The sequence below is a fragment of the Streptomyces sp. NPDC048018 genome (assembly GCF_043202995.1).
Lineage (GTDB): Bacteria > Actinomycetota > Actinomycetes > Streptomycetales > Streptomycetaceae > Streptomyces.
On record NZ_JBIDBK010000004.1, the window covers coordinates 294,329 to 309,416 of the forward strand.

General features: G+C 72.8%; 14 protein-coding genes. 8 read left to right on the forward strand and 6 right to left on the reverse strand.

All coding sequences use genetic code 11. The features are described from left to right. Positions 1–32: 32 nt before the first annotated feature. The 4 genes from ACGF1Z_RS17180 to ACGF1Z_RS17195 all read right to left on the reverse strand — a co-directional run bounded on the left by ACGF1Z_RS17180 (position 33) and on the right by ACGF1Z_RS17195 (position 4,376). Complete coding sequence (locus ACGF1Z_RS17180; RefSeq protein WP_393004700.1) at positions 33–1,157, reverse strand: GuaB3 family IMP dehydrogenase-related protein; 1,125 nt, start codon at positions 1,155–1,157, stop codon at positions 33–35. 116 nt (positions 1,158–1,273) lie between these two features. Continuing rightward, a complete protein-coding gene (gene guaB / locus ACGF1Z_RS17185) occupies positions 1,274–2,776 on the reverse strand; it encodes an IMP dehydrogenase (protein ID WP_393004702.1) in 1,503 nt (500 codons plus the stop codon). Between the two features lie 139 nt (positions 2,777–2,915). Beyond that, positions 2,916–3,518: a sigma-70 family RNA polymerase sigma factor gene (locus ACGF1Z_RS17190; RefSeq protein ID WP_393005636.1), complete on the reverse strand. Its 603-nt coding sequence runs from the start codon at positions 3,516–3,518 to the stop codon at positions 2,916–2,918. Positions 3,519–3,764: 246 nt separating this feature from the next. After that, positions 3,765–4,376 (reverse strand): response regulator transcription factor, encoded by a 612-nt coding sequence (locus tag ACGF1Z_RS17195; protein ID WP_003948568.1) that lies wholly within the window; start codon positions 4,374–4,376, stop codon positions 3,765–3,767. 462 nt (positions 4,377–4,838) lie between these two features. Here ACGF1Z_RS17195 and ACGF1Z_RS17200 point away from each other — a divergent pair, with 462 nt between their 5' ends. Then, the gene (locus ACGF1Z_RS17200) at positions 4,839–5,207 is read left to right on the forward strand and encodes a WhiB family transcriptional regulator (protein WP_393004704.1); all 369 of its coding nucleotides are present in this window, start codon (positions 4,839–4,841) and stop codon (positions 5,205–5,207) included. 418 nt (positions 5,208–5,625) lie between these two features. Here ACGF1Z_RS17200 and ACGF1Z_RS17205 read toward each other — a convergent pair whose 3' ends face one another. Beyond that, the gene (locus tag ACGF1Z_RS17205; protein ID WP_393004706.1) at positions 5,626–6,543 is read right to left on the reverse strand and encodes a LysR family transcriptional regulator; all 918 of its coding nucleotides are present in this window, start codon (positions 6,541–6,543) and stop codon (positions 5,626–5,628) included. A 120-nt stretch (positions 6,544–6,663) separates the two neighbouring features. Here ACGF1Z_RS17205 and ACGF1Z_RS17210 point away from each other — a divergent pair, with 120 nt between their 5' ends. The 3 genes from ACGF1Z_RS17210 (at position 6,664) to ACGF1Z_RS17220 (ending at position 8,705) form a co-directional block, all read left to right on the forward strand. Further along, the gene (locus tag ACGF1Z_RS17210) at positions 6,664–7,365 is read left to right on the forward strand and encodes an MOSC domain-containing protein (protein ID WP_393004708.1); all 702 of its coding nucleotides are present in this window, start codon (positions 6,664–6,666) and stop codon (positions 7,363–7,365) included. Positions 7,366–7,435: 70 nt separating this feature from the next. Next, positions 7,436–8,209, forward strand: a complete 774-nt coding sequence (locus tag ACGF1Z_RS17215) for an SDR family NAD(P)-dependent oxidoreductase (RefSeq protein ID WP_393004710.1) — start codon at positions 7,436–7,438, stop codon at positions 8,207–8,209. 97 nt (positions 8,210–8,306) lie between these two features. Next, a complete protein-coding gene (locus ACGF1Z_RS17220; RefSeq protein ID WP_393004712.1) occupies positions 8,307–8,705 on the forward strand; it encodes a hypothetical protein in 399 nt (132 codons plus the stop codon). Positions 8,706–8,721: 16 nt separating this feature from the next. Here the strand turns inward: ACGF1Z_RS17220 and ACGF1Z_RS17225 are convergent, their stop codons facing one another. Next, positions 8,722–10,617, reverse strand: coding sequence for a DUF2264 domain-containing protein (locus ACGF1Z_RS17225; RefSeq protein WP_393004714.1), 1,896 nt, complete (start codon positions 10,615–10,617; stop codon positions 8,722–8,724). Between the two features lie 172 nt (positions 10,618–10,789). Between ACGF1Z_RS17225 and ACGF1Z_RS17230 the strand changes: the two genes are divergently transcribed. The 4 genes from ACGF1Z_RS17230 (at position 10,790) to ACGF1Z_RS17245 (ending at position 15,077) form a co-directional block, all read left to right on the forward strand. Further along, entirely contained in the window at positions 10,790–11,899 is a 1,110-nt protein-coding gene (locus ACGF1Z_RS17230) for a substrate-binding domain-containing protein (protein WP_393004716.1), read from the forward strand. Positions 11,900–12,041: 142 nt separating this feature from the next. Further along, positions 12,042–13,325, forward strand: coding sequence for an ABC transporter substrate-binding protein (locus ACGF1Z_RS17235; protein WP_393005638.1), 1,284 nt, complete (start codon positions 12,042–12,044; stop codon positions 13,323–13,325). A 4-nt stretch (positions 13,326–13,329) separates the two neighbouring features. After that, a complete protein-coding gene (locus tag ACGF1Z_RS17240; RefSeq protein ID WP_393004718.1) occupies positions 13,330–14,229 on the forward strand; it encodes a carbohydrate ABC transporter permease in 900 nt (299 codons plus the stop codon). Further along, a complete protein-coding gene (locus ACGF1Z_RS17245; protein WP_393004720.1) occupies positions 14,226–15,077 on the forward strand; it encodes a carbohydrate ABC transporter permease in 852 nt (283 codons plus the stop codon). Before ACGF1Z_RS17240 ends, ACGF1Z_RS17245 begins: the two co-directional genes overlap by 4 nt. Positions 15,078–15,088: the final 11 nt, after the last annotated feature.

Genomic DNA, 15,088 nt, shown 5'->3' on the forward strand with positions numbered 1-15,088 from the left:
GGTGCGGGGCCCCTCGGGCGTACGGGAGCGGGTCAGCGCTTGTGCTGCGCGTCCGCGACCGTGACCTCCACGCGCTGGAACTCCTTGAGCTCGCTGTAGCCGGTGGTGGCCATCGCGCGGCGCAGGGCGCCGAAGAAGTTCATCGAGCCGTCGGGCGTGTGCGACGGACCGGTGAGGATCTCCTCGGTGGTACCGACGATGCCCAGGTCGACCAGCTTGCCGCGCGGCACGTCCTCGTGGACGGCCTCCATGCCCCAGTGGTGGCCCTTGCCGGGAGCGTCCGTGGCACGGGCCAGCGGCGAGCCCACCATGACGGCGTCGGCACCGCACGCGACGGCCTTCGGCAGGTCGCCGGACCAGCCCACGCCGCCGTCGGCGATGACGTGCACGTAGCGGCCGCCGGACTCGTCCATGTAGTCGCGGCGGGCGGCGGCCACGTCGGCGACGGCGGTGGCCATCGGGACCTGGATGCCGAGCACGTTGCGGGTCGTGTGGGCGGCGCCGCCCCCGAAGCCGACCAGGACGCCCGCGGCGCCGGTGCGCATCAGGTGCAGGGCCGCCGTGTAGGTGGCGCAGCCGCCGACGATGACCGGGACGTCGAGCTCGTAGATGAACTGCTTCAGGTTCAGCGGCTCGGCGGCGCCGGAGACGTGCTCGGCGGAGACGGTCGTGCCGCGGATGACGAAGATGTCCACGCCGGCGTCGACCACGGCCTTGGAGAACTGGGCGGTGCGCTGCGGGGAGAGCGCGGCGGCGGTGACCACGCCCGAGTCGCGCACCTCCTTGATGCGCTGCCCGATCAGCTCCTCCTTGATCGGCGCTGCGTAGATCTCCTGCAGACGGCGGGTCGCGGCGGCCTCGTCCAGCTCGGCGATCTCGTCGAGCAGCGGCTGCGGGTCCTCGTAACGGGTCCACAGGCCTTCGAGGTTCAGCACGCCCAGGCCGCCGAGCTCGCCGATGCGGATGGCGGTCTGCGGCGAGACGACCGAGTCCATCGGGGCGGCCAGGAAGGGCAGCTCGAAGCGGTAGGCGTCGATCTGCCAGGCGATCGAGACCTCCTTCGGGTCCCGGGTGCGCCGGCTCGGTACGACGGCGATGTCGTCGAACGCGTACGCCCTGCGGCCGCGCTTGCCGCGCCCGATCTCGATCTCAGTCACGTTGTGTGGCCTTTCCCTCTGTGTCTGCGCCTACCAGTATCCCCGACACGCGCCGAAGGGGCGGTTCCGGCCACATGCCGGAACCGCCCCCTCCATGCCGGTGGGCCGGTCGAGCCTTACTTCGTCCTGCTGTAGTTCGGCGCTTCGACCGTCATCTGGATGTCGTGCGGGTGGCTCTCCTTGAGCCCCGCGGCCGTGATCCGGACGAAGCGGCCCTTGGACTCCATCTCCTCGATGGTGGCGGCGCCCACGTAGCCCATGGTCTGGCGCAGACCGCCGACGAGCTGGTGGAGCACGTTGGCCAGCGGGCCGCGGTAGGGCACCTGGCCCTCGACGCCCTCGGGCACGAGCTTGTCGTCGGAGGCGACGTCGGCCTGGAAGTAGCGGTCCTTCGAGTACGACCGGCCCTGGCCACGGGACTGCATGGCGCCGAGCGAGCCCATGCCGCGGTACGACTTGAACTGCTTGCCGTTGATGAAGAGCAGCTCGCCGGGCGACTCCTCACAGCCCGCGAGGAGGCTGCCGAGCATCACGGTGTCGGCACCGGCGGCGAGCGCCTTGCCGATGTCGCCGGAGTACTGCAGACCACCGTCGCCGATCAGCGGGACGCCGGCGGCGCGGGCGGCGAGCGAGGCCTCGTAGATGGCGGTGACCTGCGGGACGCCGATGCCCGCGACCACACGGGTGGTGCAGATGGAGCCGGGGCCCACACCGACCTTGATGCCGTCGACACCGGCGTCGATCATCGCCTGCGCGCCGTCACGCGTGGCGACGTTGCCGCCGATCACGTCGACGTTCACGCTCGACTTGATCTTCGCCATCCAGCTCAGGGCGTTGCTGTTGTGCCCGTGGGAGGTGTCGACGATGAGGAAGTCCGCGCCGGCCGCGGCGAGCGCCTGGGCGCGCTCCAGGGCCTCGGGGCTGGCACCGACGGCCGCGCCGACGAGCAGGCGGCCCTCGGCGTCCTTGGCGGCGTTCGGGTACTTCTCCGCCTTGACGAAGTCCTTGACCGTGATGAGGCCCTTGAGGACGCCCTTGTCGTCGACCAGGGGCAGCTTCTCGATCTTGTGGCGGCGCAGCAGCTCCATGGCGTCCACGCCGGAGATGCCGACCTTGCCGGTGACCAGCGGCATCGGCGTCATGACCTCGCGGACCTGACGGCTGCGGTCGGTCTCGAAGGCCATGTCGCGGTTGGTCACGATGCCGAGGAGCTTGCCGGCCGGGTCGGTGACCGGGACGCCGCTGATGCGGAACTTGGCGCACAGCGCGTCCGCCTCGGCGAGCGTCGCGTCCGGGTGCACCGTGATCGGGTCGGTGACCATGCCGGACTCGGAGCGCTTCACCAGGTCGACCTGGTTCACCTGGTCCTCGACGGAGAGGTTCCGGTGGAGGACGCCGACGCCGCCCAGACGGGCCATGGCGATCGCCATGCGGGACTCGGTGACCTTGTCCATCGCCGCCGACAGCAGCGGGATGTTCACCCGCACGTTCCGGGAGATGCGGGACGAGGTGTCGACCGCGTTCGGGAGGACCTCTGAGGCACCCGGCAGCAACAGCACATCGTCGTAGGTCAGCCCGAGTGTCGCGAACTTCTCGGGCACTCCGTCGACGTTGGTCATGACACCTTCCCCAATGGCCTTGATCGGTGCGGATGTCCATGCTAACGGGCCGCAGCCGTGTCTCATTCCACGAGCAAGATCAGCGGGAAGCTTTGGACAATCCTACGTGTACGTGAGGGACACAAACCCCGCACAACCCTTACTGCTCGGCCAGCGCCCGCAGCCGGCTGAGCGCGCGGTGCTGCGCCACCCGGACGGCGCCCGGGGACATGCCGAGCATCTGCCCGGTCTCCTCGGCGGTCAGCCCGACGGCCACCCGCAGGACGAGGAGTTCGCGCTGGTTCTCCGGGAGGTTGGCGAGCAGCCTCTTGGCCCATTCGGCGTCGTCGCTGAGCAGCGCGCGCTCCTCGGGGCCGAGGGAGTCGTCGGGCCGCTCGGGCATCTCGTCGGAGGGCACGGCCGTGGACCCGGGGTGCCGCATGGCGGCCCGCTGCAGGTCGGCGACCTTGTGGCCGGCGATGGCGAAGACGAAGGCCTCGAAGGGCCTGCCGGTGTCCTTGTAGCGGGGCAGCGCCATGAGGACGGCCACGCAGACCTCCTGGGCGAGGTCCTCCACGAAGTGCCGGGCGTCGCCGGGCAGCCTGTTCAGCCGCGTACGGCAATAGCGCAGGGCGAGGGGATGCACGCGCGCCAGGAGGTCGTGCGTGGCCTGCCCGTCCCCCTCGACGGCACGGCGAACGAGGGCACCGATCTCCCCCTGCCCGGGAGGCACGGGCGACCCCACGGTCTCGTCGTCGCGCATCGCTCCATGGTGCCCCGGCGCCGCGTCGTTCGCGGCACCGCGTCCGTAGTTGTGCACCGAAGCGTTATGAGCAGGTGCGCCGGGACTCATCTCCTGCGCCCTCCCCTTCAGCTTGTCTTCCGCCGGCTCGCTCGTCTCGTCCCCGAGGAACTCCACGCCTTCAAGGATGCGGCATTCCGCGGGGAAGTGACACAAGCCCACCCCGTCCGCCCCGCGGCGGACGGGGATACGCCCGGCGGCCGCAGGTCAGCGGACCAGGCCCCAGCGGAATCCGAGGGCGACGGCATGCGCCCGGTCGGAGGCACCCAGCTTCTTGAAGAGACGCCGGGCGTGGGTCTTGACCGTGTCCTCCGAGAGGAAGAGCTCGCGCCCGATCTCCGCGTTGGACCGGCCGTGGCTCATGCCCTCCAGGACCTGGATCTCGCGGGCGGTGAGGGTGGGGGCCGCGCCCATCTCGGCCGAGCGCAGCCGGCGCGGGGCGAGCCGCCAGGTCGGGTCGGCGAGCGCCTGCGTGACGGTGGCCCGCAGCTCGGCGCGCGAGGCGTCCTTGTGCAGATAGCCACGGGCACCGGCGGCGACCGCGAGCGCGACGCCGTCCAGGTCCTCGGCGACGGTGAGCATGATGATGCGGGCGCCGGGGTCCGCGGACAGCAGCCGGCGGACGGTCTCCACGCCGCCCAGGCCGGGCATGCGCACGTCCATCAGAATCAGGTCCGAGCGGTCCGCACCCCAGCGGCGGAGGACTTCCTCGCCGTTGGCCGCGGTCGTCACGCGCTCGACGCCGGGCACGGTCGCGACCGCCCGGCGAAGCGCCTCTCGGGCAAGCGGGGAGTCGTCGCAGACGAGCACGGATGTCACGACTGACCTCCGCGGCTCTCGCAGCTGATGCGCGTCACCTTGAGCCTCCAGGGCTGGTACGTATCGTCACCTGTGCGGTTGACGCCCTCGGACACCTGCCCGAGCGCTTGTTCCTTCAACCGCCTCCGCACTCTCAACGACGGTCACTCGAAAGAGTTACGGGTCGGACGGCCGCCTTCGGCACTCTACGTGAGGGCCCGTAAGCGGAGGAGAGCGTCGCAGGTCATCCGTCCTTCGCCTCGAAGCTATGCCCCATTTAGCGGGTTTTCTTCCCTTTTCGCGGTGTCTGTGGCTAGATTCGCAATGAGTCATATTTACATCTACTCAGTCAGTAGTTGTACGGTCGGGTCGAACCCGCGAGAGCGGGTACCCGAGCCCCACGGGGGCGAAGGGCTCCCGACGATCAGCCATCCACCCGCCCACCAAAAATCCGTTCGAAACGGTTTCAAGGGGACTAGCGCAATGGCAGATTTCTCCCGCCTTCCCGGACCCAACGCCGATCTGTGGGACTGGCAGCTCCTCGCGGCCTGCCGCGGAGTCGACAGTTCCCTGTTCTTCCACCCCGAGGGAGAGCGCGGCGCGGCACGGAGTGCGCGCGAGAACTCGGCGAAAGAGGTCTGCATGCGGTGCCCGGTACGCGCGGAGTGCGCGGCACACGCGCTCGCCGTGCGTGAGCCCTACGGCGTCTGGGGCGGCCTCACCGAGGACGAACGCGAGGAACTCATGGGCCGGGCGCGCAACCGCCTGGTCGCGACGACGGCCACGACGGCGGCCACGGCCGCCGCGGCACGGGCGTCGGCATCGAGCTCGGCAGGCGTGGCCCACGCCTGAAGGAACGTTTCTGCTCCGCTGACCGGCGGAGTGGCACCACGGGCCCGGTCCCCGCGCCGCACGCGGCCCGGGGGCGTACGGAGCGCGGCCCCGGCATGCGAGGGCGCGGACCCCGGATGCCGGACGGTCCTCACCCGGACGGCCCGACCCCGGGCGCCCGGACGGCCCCGATCCGCGCCGCCCGCTTCACCCGCGCGGCGGAGCGGCGGACACCGCGAGGCGCACGGACGGACGCACGGCGCCCACTCCGACGGCCCACACGCCGTCACCCGGCCGGCCCCGGGCCGGCCACCCGGACGGCCCCGCGCGGGTCACTCCGACGGCCCTGCGCGCTGGGCCGTACGGGACCCGCAATCCACCCGTACGGCCGGTGGGCGGACCACTCGTACGGCCGCACCGGCGCGTCACTCCGACGGCCCTACACCCGTGTCCCCGCGGGGTTCGTGCCGCGCGCGGCGGCGCGGGCCAGCTCGTCGAGGGTGGCGGCGACGGCGGGGACCTGGGCCAGGTCCGGAAGGGTCAGCGCCACGATCTCGCGCTCCTCGGCGGGCTCCACCGTCACGGTGACGGCTCCCTTCGGGCGTACGGACTCGATCGCGAGCTCCGGCAGCACCGCCACGCCCAGCCCCGCGCCCACCAGGCCCACCACGGCCGGGTAGTCGTCGGTGGCGAAGTCGATCCGCGGCGTGAAGCCCGCCTTCTCGCAGACGTCCACCAACTGGCGGCGGCAGCGCGGACAGCCCGCGATCCAGGGGTCCTCGGCGAGCTCGCCGATCGTGACGGACTCCGCCCCGGCGAGCCGGTGCCCCTCGGGGACGAGCCCGACGAGCCGGTCGGCGAGGAGCGGCCGGACCACGAGGTCGTCCCAGGCGTCGGGGCTCGCTCCGTAGCGGAAGGCGAGGGCCACGTCGCAGTCGCCCTCGCGGAGCATCTCCACCGAGCGCGGCGGCTCGGCCTCGACGAGCGAGACCCGGGTGCCGGGGTGGGCGGCGCGCAGGGCGGCGAGCGCGGTGGGCACCAGCGTGGAACTGCCGCTGGGGAAGGAGACCAGCCGGACCCGGCCGGCCCGCAGGCCCGCGATGGCGGCGACCTCCTCCTCCGCGGCGGTGAGCCCGGCGAGGATGCCGGAGGCGTGCCGGACCAGGGCCTCGCCCGCCTGCGTGAGGCGCATCTCGCGTCCGGTGCGGACGAGCAGCGGGGTGCCGGCGGAGGCTTCGAGCGCCTTCATCTGCTGACTCACCGCGGGCTGGGTGCAGCCGAGTTCCCGTGCGGCGGCGGAGAAGGAGCCGGTCGCGGCGACAGCGCGCAGGACACGGAGATGGCGGGCCTCGATCATGTTTCGAGCATAAGCGGACCTTGGGTGGGCGCGCGAATTCTGTAGCTGAACTTTGAGGGCCGTCCGGGTGCCCTCCCAGGTCACGGGCATGATCCACCGGGCCCGTCCTAGGGTGCGTCCATGGAGCTCTTGAGCGTGAACGTCGGACAGGACCGCCCGGTGGACTACACGAACGCCCCCTCGGGGCGGACGGGGATCGACAAGCGCCCCGTCGACGGACCCGTGCGCGTCGCCGCGCCCGTCCCCGGCGGAGCGAGCGGGGTCGCCGGGGACGCCGTCTGCGACCTGCGCTTCCACGGGGGCCCGGACCGGGCCGTCTACGCCTTCGCCCGCGAGGACCTGGACTCCTGGGAGGCCGAGCTCGGCCGCTCCTTCTCCCCCGGCTCCTTCGGCGAGAACCTCACCACCCGGGGCCTGGACGTCAACAACGCCCTGATCGGCGAGCGCTGGCGGATCGGCGACGGGGTCGTCCTGGAGGTGACCGGCGGCCGCATCCCGTGCCGTACCTTCGCGGGCTTCGTCGAGGAGGCCGGCTGGGTGCGCCGCTTCAACGCCTCGGCGGCCGGACCGGGCGCGCTGCTCCGGGTGGTCGTCCCCGGCGAGGTCCGGGCCGGCGACCGCATCGAGGTCGTCCACCGGCCCGCCCACGAGATCAGCGTCGCCCGGCTGCACCACGCCGTGACCGCCGACCGCTCGCTGCTGCCGGAGACCCTGGTGGCGGCCGAGTGGATGGAGTCGGGCCTCCTGGGACTCGCCCGCACCTACGCGGCGAAGTACGGGACGGAGGGCGGGCGGCCGGGCGGGGCGGAGCGGGGGCGGTAGGCCGTCGCCGTCCGCGGCCGGGCGCCTTCGCACACACGTCGTTCACACGGCGCGGGCTAACGTGCCGCGTATGACGACTGCATTGATTACGGGTGCGACCGCCGGCATCGGCGCCGCCTTCGCGCGGCGGCTCGCCGCGGACGGACATGACGTGGTGCTCGTGGCACGCGACGTGAAGCGGCTCCGGGAGCAGGCCACCGAGCTGCACGACCGGCACGGGATCGAGGCCGAGGTGCTGGCGGCGGACCTGGCGGAGGAAGAGGGCATCGCGGCCGTCGAGGCGCGGCTCTCCGACGAGCGGCGCCCGGTCGATCTCCTGGTGAACAACGCCGGGTTCGGCAACAAGGGCCGCTTCCTCGAGGTGTCGATGGACGACGAGCTGCGGATGCTGAAGGTGCACTGCGAGGCCGTGCTGCGGCTGACCTCCGCGGCCGCCGGGGCGATGCGGTCGCGCGGCCGGGGCGGGGTGGTGAACGTCGCCTCGGTGGCCGCGTTCGTGCCGCGCGGGACCTACGGGGCCTCGAAGTCCTGGGTGGTGCAGTTCACCCAGGGCGCCGCCCGGGACCTGGCGGGCAGCGGGGTGCGCCTGATGGCGCTGTGCCCAGGCTTCGTACGGACCGAGTTCCACCAGCGGGCGGGCATGGGGACGGACAACATCCCGGGCTGGATGTGGCTGGACGCGGACAAGCTGGTGACGGCGGCGCTCGCCGACCTGTCCCGGGGCCGGACGCTGTCCGTCCCCGATCCCCGCTACAAGGCGCTCATGGGTGTGGTGAAGCTGGCCCCGCGCGGTCTGCTCGGCGGGGTGTCGTCGAAGGCCGGCCGCAAGTACGGCCCTAAGTAGGTCCCGTACGGGGCCGGTGCCCGGAAGAACCGCTACTCAGCGGGGGTTGAGTACGGGCGCTCTGCCCGGGCACCGGGCGCGGCAGGAGACTCGGGGCATGGACATGAAGCCCCTGAGACCCGTTCCCCTCCTGCTGACCGCTGCCGTGTCGGCCGCGGCCTGGCTCGCGTGGCTGGGCTGGGACCAGCACCGTGACGTCCACCCGGACGGCTCGGAGACCGGCCCGTACGAGGCCTGGCAGGTCGTCGGTCTCGTCCTGACGCTGCTGGTGCCGGTGTGCTGGGCGGCGTCCCGGCGCCACGTCATGGCCGCCGCGTCGGGCACCGCGACCGGGCTGACCGTCGCCGCCTTCGCCGACTGGTCGGACGACGCCAGCGGTCTCTACGTGATCGGCGTGGGCACGGTCGCCGTGGGAGGTTTCGCGGGGGCCTTCGCCGTCTCCGCCCTGGTCGCCTCCCTCACCGGACGCGGACGGCGCGGCGACGGGGGACGCTAGGTCCTGTCCTCTCGGATCATGCCGGGCTCACGGGGTCCGGAGGGTGGTCGACGTCGTCGTAGGCGAGACGAGCGGTGGAGCCGTCCCGCCAGGTCACGCGGAGCGTGCGGGGGCCGGTGACCCGGACGGTCGCGAGGGCGGCGACGGGGCCGGGGGCGGGCTCGGCGGTGAGGGAGACGAGGGCGACGAAGAGCGTCTCGCCGCCGCTCGTGCGGCCGTGCACGGCGGGGGTGCGGGTGGGACCGGGACCCTGGAGGGTCGCCCCGGTGGGCAGTTCGGTCACCCCGGGGCCGTAGCCGTGGACGGGGTGCAGCTGGGAGACGGGGCCGCCGGTGTGCGTGGCCCAGCCGGTCTGCCGCACCGGGGTCCCCTCCGGAGCACCGAGCACGAGGTGGGCGCGGACCTCGGCGCGGCCGTGGGCGAGGGTCGCGGACAGGACGCGGACGCCGGGCAGCGGGGTGTGGCGGGAGACCGCCCGGCCGGGACCGGTGCCCAGCGGGCCGACGGGGCCGCGGACGGTCGCGGTGCCGTCGGGGCGGAGCAGCGCGAAGTGGTTGTCGGCCGGGTCGGGGGCGGTGGTGGGCCCCGTACGGGTGGACCAGGCGAACCGGGCGTAGCCGGGGTCGTCGTCCGCGCCGGCGTGGTTGCTGCCGTGGTTGTGGAGGCGGACGAGTCCGTCGGCGACGGTGCTCTGGACGAGCAGTCCGGTGGGCCCGAGGGGCCGGACGGCGTCGGCGCGTTCGGCGGGCAGCGGCTCCTCGGTGGCGGTCCACACGGGGTGGTCCGCGGGGAGCAGCAGGCCGAGGAACCCCTTGGCCGCCCAGTACGGGGAGCCGGGGCCCGAGTAGGGCTGGAGGACGGGCTCGTACGGACCGTGCCAGCCGAGGGTGAGCCGTCCGCGGGCGTCGGTGGCGCCGCGGTCGAGGAAGTACCGCAGGGCGCCGGAGGCGAGCCGGCGGGTGGCGCCGGGGGTGAGCGGGGTGTGCCCGGTGAGGGCGCCGAGCCAGGGGGCCGCGGCGGCGGCGAAGCGGTAGGTCAGGGAGCGTCCGTAGGGGAGCGGGGCGCCGTTGGCGTCGAAGAGCCGGACGTGGTCGTCGAGGTGTTCCCGCAGGCGGCGGCCGTAGCGGTCGAGGAGGGCGCGGTCTCCGGCGAGGTGGGCGTGCAGCACGGGGTAGAAGTGCAGGGCCCAGGCGTTGTAGTGGTCGAAGGCACGGTTGTCGCCGTCGCTGTACCAGCCCTCGCCGAGCCACCACTTCTCGATCCGGTCGAGGGAGCGCGCGATCGTGGCGGCGGCGCGGTCGGTCTCGATGCCGGCGTCCTGGAGGAAGCCGGCGACGGTGAGGCCGAAGAGCCACCAGTTGTTGTCGACGGGGGACGGTCCGAGGGCGGGGAGCAGCCAGTCGACGGCCCGTTGGCGGACGCGGTCGTCGAGCCGGTCCCACAGGCGGGTGCGGGTGAGGCGCAGGGCGAGGGCGACGGAGGCGGACTCGACGACGGCCTGGGGGGTGCCGGACGCGAGCGGCCAGGACTCCGGTCCGCCGGTCCCGGGGCGTTCGGTGCCCGCGGCGAGTCCTTCGGCGTAGCGGGCGAGGTGGGCGTCGTCGCCGAGGAGGCCGGCGAGGAGGAAGGTGCGGGCGTAGCCCTCCAGTCCGTCCGAGCGCGGGCCGGACACGCTGGGGCGGGGTCCGGGGAGGTCGATCAGGCCGCCGCGGGGCGAGGCGTGGGGGCGGACGGCGTGCAGGAGCCGGTCGGCGGCGTCCTCCCAGTGGGCCCGGGTCCATCCGGTGTGCGGGCTGAGCACGCGGTCCTCGGGCACGGCGGGTGCTGCCGGGGCCGGGGGCGCGGGTGCGGCGGGGGCCGGGGGCGCGGGCACCGCGGCCGCGGGCTCACGCTTCTCGGGCGGCGTGGGCATGATGCTCCCTGGAACTCGCTGGGGACGTCGGCGTCGCCCGGAATCCTGAAGACGCTTCGATCGGACGTCAAGGGGAGACGGAGCGAATGATCGAAACTCCTTCCGTTCGATCATTTCGCCTCGGCCTGGACTAAGGTCGGGTGACCACCACCACCGCAAGGGGGACCGCACCGTGCGCGAGAGTGCCGCCGAACGACACGCCCGACTGCTGGCCCTGGTGCGCGAGCGCGGCACGGCCCGCGTCTCCGACCTGGCCGGACAGCTCGGGGTCTCTCCCGTCACCGCGCGCCGGGACGTCGAGGCGCTGGCCGCGAAGGGCCTGCTCGACCGGGTGCACGGCCAGGTGTCCTGGCCAGGCGGCGCGGGAGCGGGCACCGGGCCCGCCGCGGCCGGCGGCCCGGTCCTCGGACTGCTCGCGCCCTCCGCCACGTACTACTTCGCCGAGGTCATCCGGGGCGCCCACGAGGCCGCGGCCCGGGCCGGCGCCCGGCTCATCCTGCGGATCTCCGACTACCGGCCCGAGGAGGACCGGGCCCGCACCGAGGGCCTGCTCGCGGCCGGCGCCGAGGGCGTGCTGGTCGCGCCCGGCTGGCGCGGGCCCGAGGACCTGCCCGCGTACGGGGACTGGCTGGCCGGACTGCCGGTGCCGGCCGTCCTCCTGGAGCGCCGGGCCGCGCCGGGCACCCCGCTCGACGGCCTGGACCGGGTGTCCTCCGACCACGCGCACGGGGTGCTGCTCGCCGTGCGCCATCTGCTCGGGCTCGGCCACGGGACCCCGCTCCTGGTGGCCCGCGGGGACAGCCCGACGGCGCTCGCGGTGCGCGCGGGGTACGCGGAGGCCCTGGCGACGCTGGGCCTGGAGGCGCCGCACCCGGTGATCGGCTCCGTGCCCGCGGAGACCGACCCGGAGGGCTTCGAGGGGGCGGTGCGCGCCCTGCACGAGGCGGTGGCCTCGGGGCTCGCGAGCGCGGCACTGGTCCACAACGACGTGGACGCGATCCAGATGGTGCAGCGGCTCGCCGAGCTGGGCGTGCGGGTGCCGGAGGACCTGGCCCTGATCGCGTACGACGACGAGGTCGCCGCGCTCGCCGACACCCCGCTCACGGCGGTCGCCCCGCCCAAGCGGCAGGTGGGCCGGCACGCCACGGAGCTGCTGGTCGAGCGGCTGACGGAGGGGGCGGGCGAGGAGTCCGCGCGGCGGCACCTGAGCCTGCTGCCGCGGCTGCGCGTCCGGGCCTCGTGCGGTGCGGACGGGAAGCCGGTCACTCCGCACACGTTCTGATCTTTTTTCGATCAATCAATCTTTCGCTCTTGACTTCGCTCAGGCAGCGCCCCAGGATCACGGCCAACCCCGTCCGCGCCGCCGTGTCAGGAGCCGTGCCGTGAGCCGTAGTTGGAACCCCTGGAGCAGAACCACCCGCGTGATGGCGGGCACCGCCACCGCCCTGGCCCTCCTCACGGCCTGCGGCGGGAGCGGTGACGACACGGGCAAGGGCAGCGCGAACGGGCCCGTGACCATCACCTTCTGGGGCTGGGCCAAGGGCTCCAAGGACGTGGTCGACGCCTTCAACGCCTCCCACGACGACATCCGGGTGACGTTCGAGGAGATCCCGTCCGGCACCGCCGGCGGCTACGCCAAGATCTCCAACGCCGTGAAGGCCGGCAACGCCCCCGACCTGGTCTCCGTCGAGTACTCCTCGCTCCCCGAGTTCGTCTCCTCGGGCGCCCTGCAGGACATCGGCGGCGAGTTCACCGAGCAGGACCGGGCGAAGCTCCTGCCCCAGACCGTCGAGCTCACCACCCTCGGCGGCAGGACCTGGGCGGTGCCCTTCGACGCCGCCCCGCAGGCCTTCTACTACCGCAAGGACCTCTTCGCGAAGTACCGGGTCCCCGTCCCCAGGACCTGGGACGAGTTCAGGTCGGCCGCGGAGCAGGTCAGGAAGGCCGACGCCAGGGCCCGGATCGCCACCTTCTTCCCCGACGACCCCACCACCTTCGAGGCCATGGCCTGGCAGGCCGGCGCCCAGTGGTTCAAGGCCGAGAACGACACCTGGAAGATCGACACGACCGACCCGGCCACCACCAGGGTCGCCGCCTACTGGCAGGGCCTCCTCGACGCCGACCTCGTCCACAAGAACGCCTCCTTCAGCCCCGAGTGGACCGGCTCCCTCAAGAACGGCACCACCATCGGCTACCTCGGCGCCTCCTGGGGCGCGGGCGTCCTCAAGGGCACCCTGCCCGAACAGAGCGGCAAGTGGGCCGTCGCGCCCATGCCGAACTGGGGCACCCCCGCCAGCGGCATGCTCGGCGGCACCTCCTTCGCCGTGACCAGGGACAGCGAGAAGAAGGCCGCGGCGGTCGAGTTCGCCGAGTGGATGGCGACCACCGAGGCCGGCGTGAAGGCCCGCATCGCCTCCGGCACCTCCAGCGCCTTCCCCGCCGCGACCTCCCTGCGCCCGGTCGCCAAGTCGGTCTTCGACGCGAGCTACTACGGCGGCCAGGACATCTACGCCCTCTTCGAGGAGGCCGGCGCCTCCATCGACGGGAAGTGGGCGTGGGGCCCGACCACCGGCACCACCAACACCACCATCAAGGACCACTTCGGGAAGATCACGCGCGGCGGCCCCGGCATCACCGACGCGATCAAGGCCGGTCACGACGCCACCGTCGCCGAACTCGGCAAGCGCGGTCTGAAGGTCGAGGGCTGACCCGGTGAAGGCCCGCACCCGCGCGGCGGCGACCCTGCTGGCCCCGTTCTTCCTGCTCTTCACCGTGGTGATGGTCGTGCCGATCGGCTACGCGGTCTGGCTCAGCCTGTTCACCGAGAAGCAGTCGGGACTCGGCTTCGGCGGCGCCGAGACCGTGTTCAGCGGCCTCGGCAACTACACCGCGGCGCTGGGTGACCGGGCCTTCCGCGAGGGCTTCGGCGTGCTGCTCGGCTACTGCCTGCTCTACATCCCGCTGCTGCTCGCCGGGGCCCTCGGCCTCGCCCTGCTGCTCGACTCGGCGCTCGCCCGCGCCCGCCGCTTCTTCCAGCTCGCGCTCTTCCTGCCGCACGCCGTCCCCGGCATCATCGCCGCGCTGATCTGGGTCTACCTCTACACGCCCCAGCTCAGCCCGGTCGTCCAGGCCATGGAGGCCGGCGGCATCGGCTTCGACTTCTTCTCCCCCGAGGGCTCGCTGCCCTCCGTCGTCAACATCGCGCTGTGGGAATGGCTCGGCTACAACATGGTGATCTTCTACGCCGCGCTCCAGGCCATCGACCGCTCCGTCCTGGAGGCCGCCACCGTCGACGGCGCCGGTGCCTGGCGGACCGCCCTCGCCGTCAAACTCCCGCTGATCAGGGCCTCGCTGGCGATGGTCGCCCTGTTCACCGTCATCGGCTCGCTGCAGCTGTTCACCGAGCCGCTCATCCTCAACAAGGGCACCGGCTCGGCCGTCACCTCGACCTGGACACCCAACATGTACGCGTACACCGCCGCGTTCGACCGGAACGACTACGGCCTCGCCGCGGCCGCGTCCGTGCTGCTCGCCCTCACGGCGGCACTGCTCTCCTTCGCCGTCACCCGCCTGACCGGCCGCCGGGGGCGCAGGACGGAGCGGACGGCATGAGCAACCGCCCCCGGAACGCCTGGCTGTCGAAGACCGCCGTCAACGGCGCCCTCGTCCTCGCCGTCGTCTACATGCTCCTCCCCCTCGGCTGGCTGCTGACCGCCGCCACCAAGGACGCCGGCGGACTCCTCGCCGGAAACGCCTTCTCCTTCGAGGGCTTCGACCTCGGCGGCAACCTGTCCCGCCTCGCCGCCTACAACGACGGCATCTACGTCCACTGGTACCTGAACAGCCTGCTCTACGCCGGCCTCGGCGCCCTGGCCTGCTCGCTGGTCAGCGTCGCCGCCGGATACGCCTTCGACAAGTACGACTTCCCGGGCAAGGAGAAGCTGTTCGGCGTCGTCCTGCTCGGCGTGCTCGTCCCCACCACGGCCCTCGCACTGCCCATGTACCTGCTCGCCAGCGAGGTGGGCGTCGTCAACACCTACGGGGCCGTCCTCGTCCCGGTCCTCGTCAACCCCTTCGGGGTCTACCTCGCCCGGGTCTTCAGCGCCGGCTACATCCCCGACGAGGCACTGGAGGCCGCGCGCATCGACGGGGCCGGCGAACTGCGCACCTTCTGGTCCATCGGGCTGCCCATGGTGATGCCCGGCTTCGTCACCGTCTTCCTCTTCCAGTTCACCGCGATATGGAACAACTTCTTCCTCCCCCTGGTGATGCTCTCGGACCAGAAGCTCTTCCCGCTGAGCCTCGGCCTCTACGCGTGGAACAGCAACGCCCACGCCGAACCCGACTTCTACCCCCTCGTCGTCACCGGATCCCTGCTGGCCGTCGTCCCCCTGGTCGTCGCCTTCGTCTCCCTCCAGCGCCACTGGAAGGCGGGTCTGACCGCCGGCAGCGTCAAGTGAGGAAGCCAGAA

Coding starts and splice junctions, on each gene's coding strand:
- ACGF1Z_RS17245 (WP_393004720.1), top strand. CDS start 14,226: ATGAGCAACCGCCCCCGGAACGCCTGGCTGTCGAAGACCGCCGTCAAC.
- ACGF1Z_RS17210 (WP_393004708.1), top strand. CDS start 6,664: ATGGAGCTCTTGAGCGTGAACGTCGGACAGGACCGCCCGGTGGACTAC.
- ACGF1Z_RS17205 (WP_393004706.1), bottom strand. CDS start 6,543: ATGATCGAGGCCCGCCATCTCCGTGTCCTGCGCGCTGTCGCCGCGACC.
- ACGF1Z_RS17190 (WP_393005636.1), bottom strand. CDS start 3,518: ATGCGCGACGACGAGACCGTGGGGTCGCCCGTGCCTCCCGGGCAGGGG.
- ACGF1Z_RS17200 (WP_393004704.1), top strand. CDS start 4,839: ATGGCAGATTTCTCCCGCCTTCCCGGACCCAACGCCGATCTGTGGGAC.
- guaB (WP_393004702.1), bottom strand. CDS start 2,776: ATGACCAACGTCGACGGAGTGCCCGAGAAGTTCGCGACACTCGGGCTG.
- ACGF1Z_RS17215 (WP_393004710.1), top strand. CDS start 7,436: ATGACGACTGCATTGATTACGGGTGCGACCGCCGGCATCGGCGCCGCC.
- ACGF1Z_RS17225 (WP_393004714.1), bottom strand. CDS start 10,617: ATGCCCACGCCGCCCGAGAAGCGTGAGCCCGCGGCCGCGGTGCCCGCG.
- ACGF1Z_RS17235 (WP_393005638.1), top strand. CDS start 12,042: ATGGCGGGCACCGCCACCGCCCTGGCCCTCCTCACGGCCTGCGGCGGG.
- ACGF1Z_RS17220 (WP_393004712.1), top strand. CDS start 8,307: ATGGACATGAAGCCCCTGAGACCCGTTCCCCTCCTGCTGACCGCTGCC.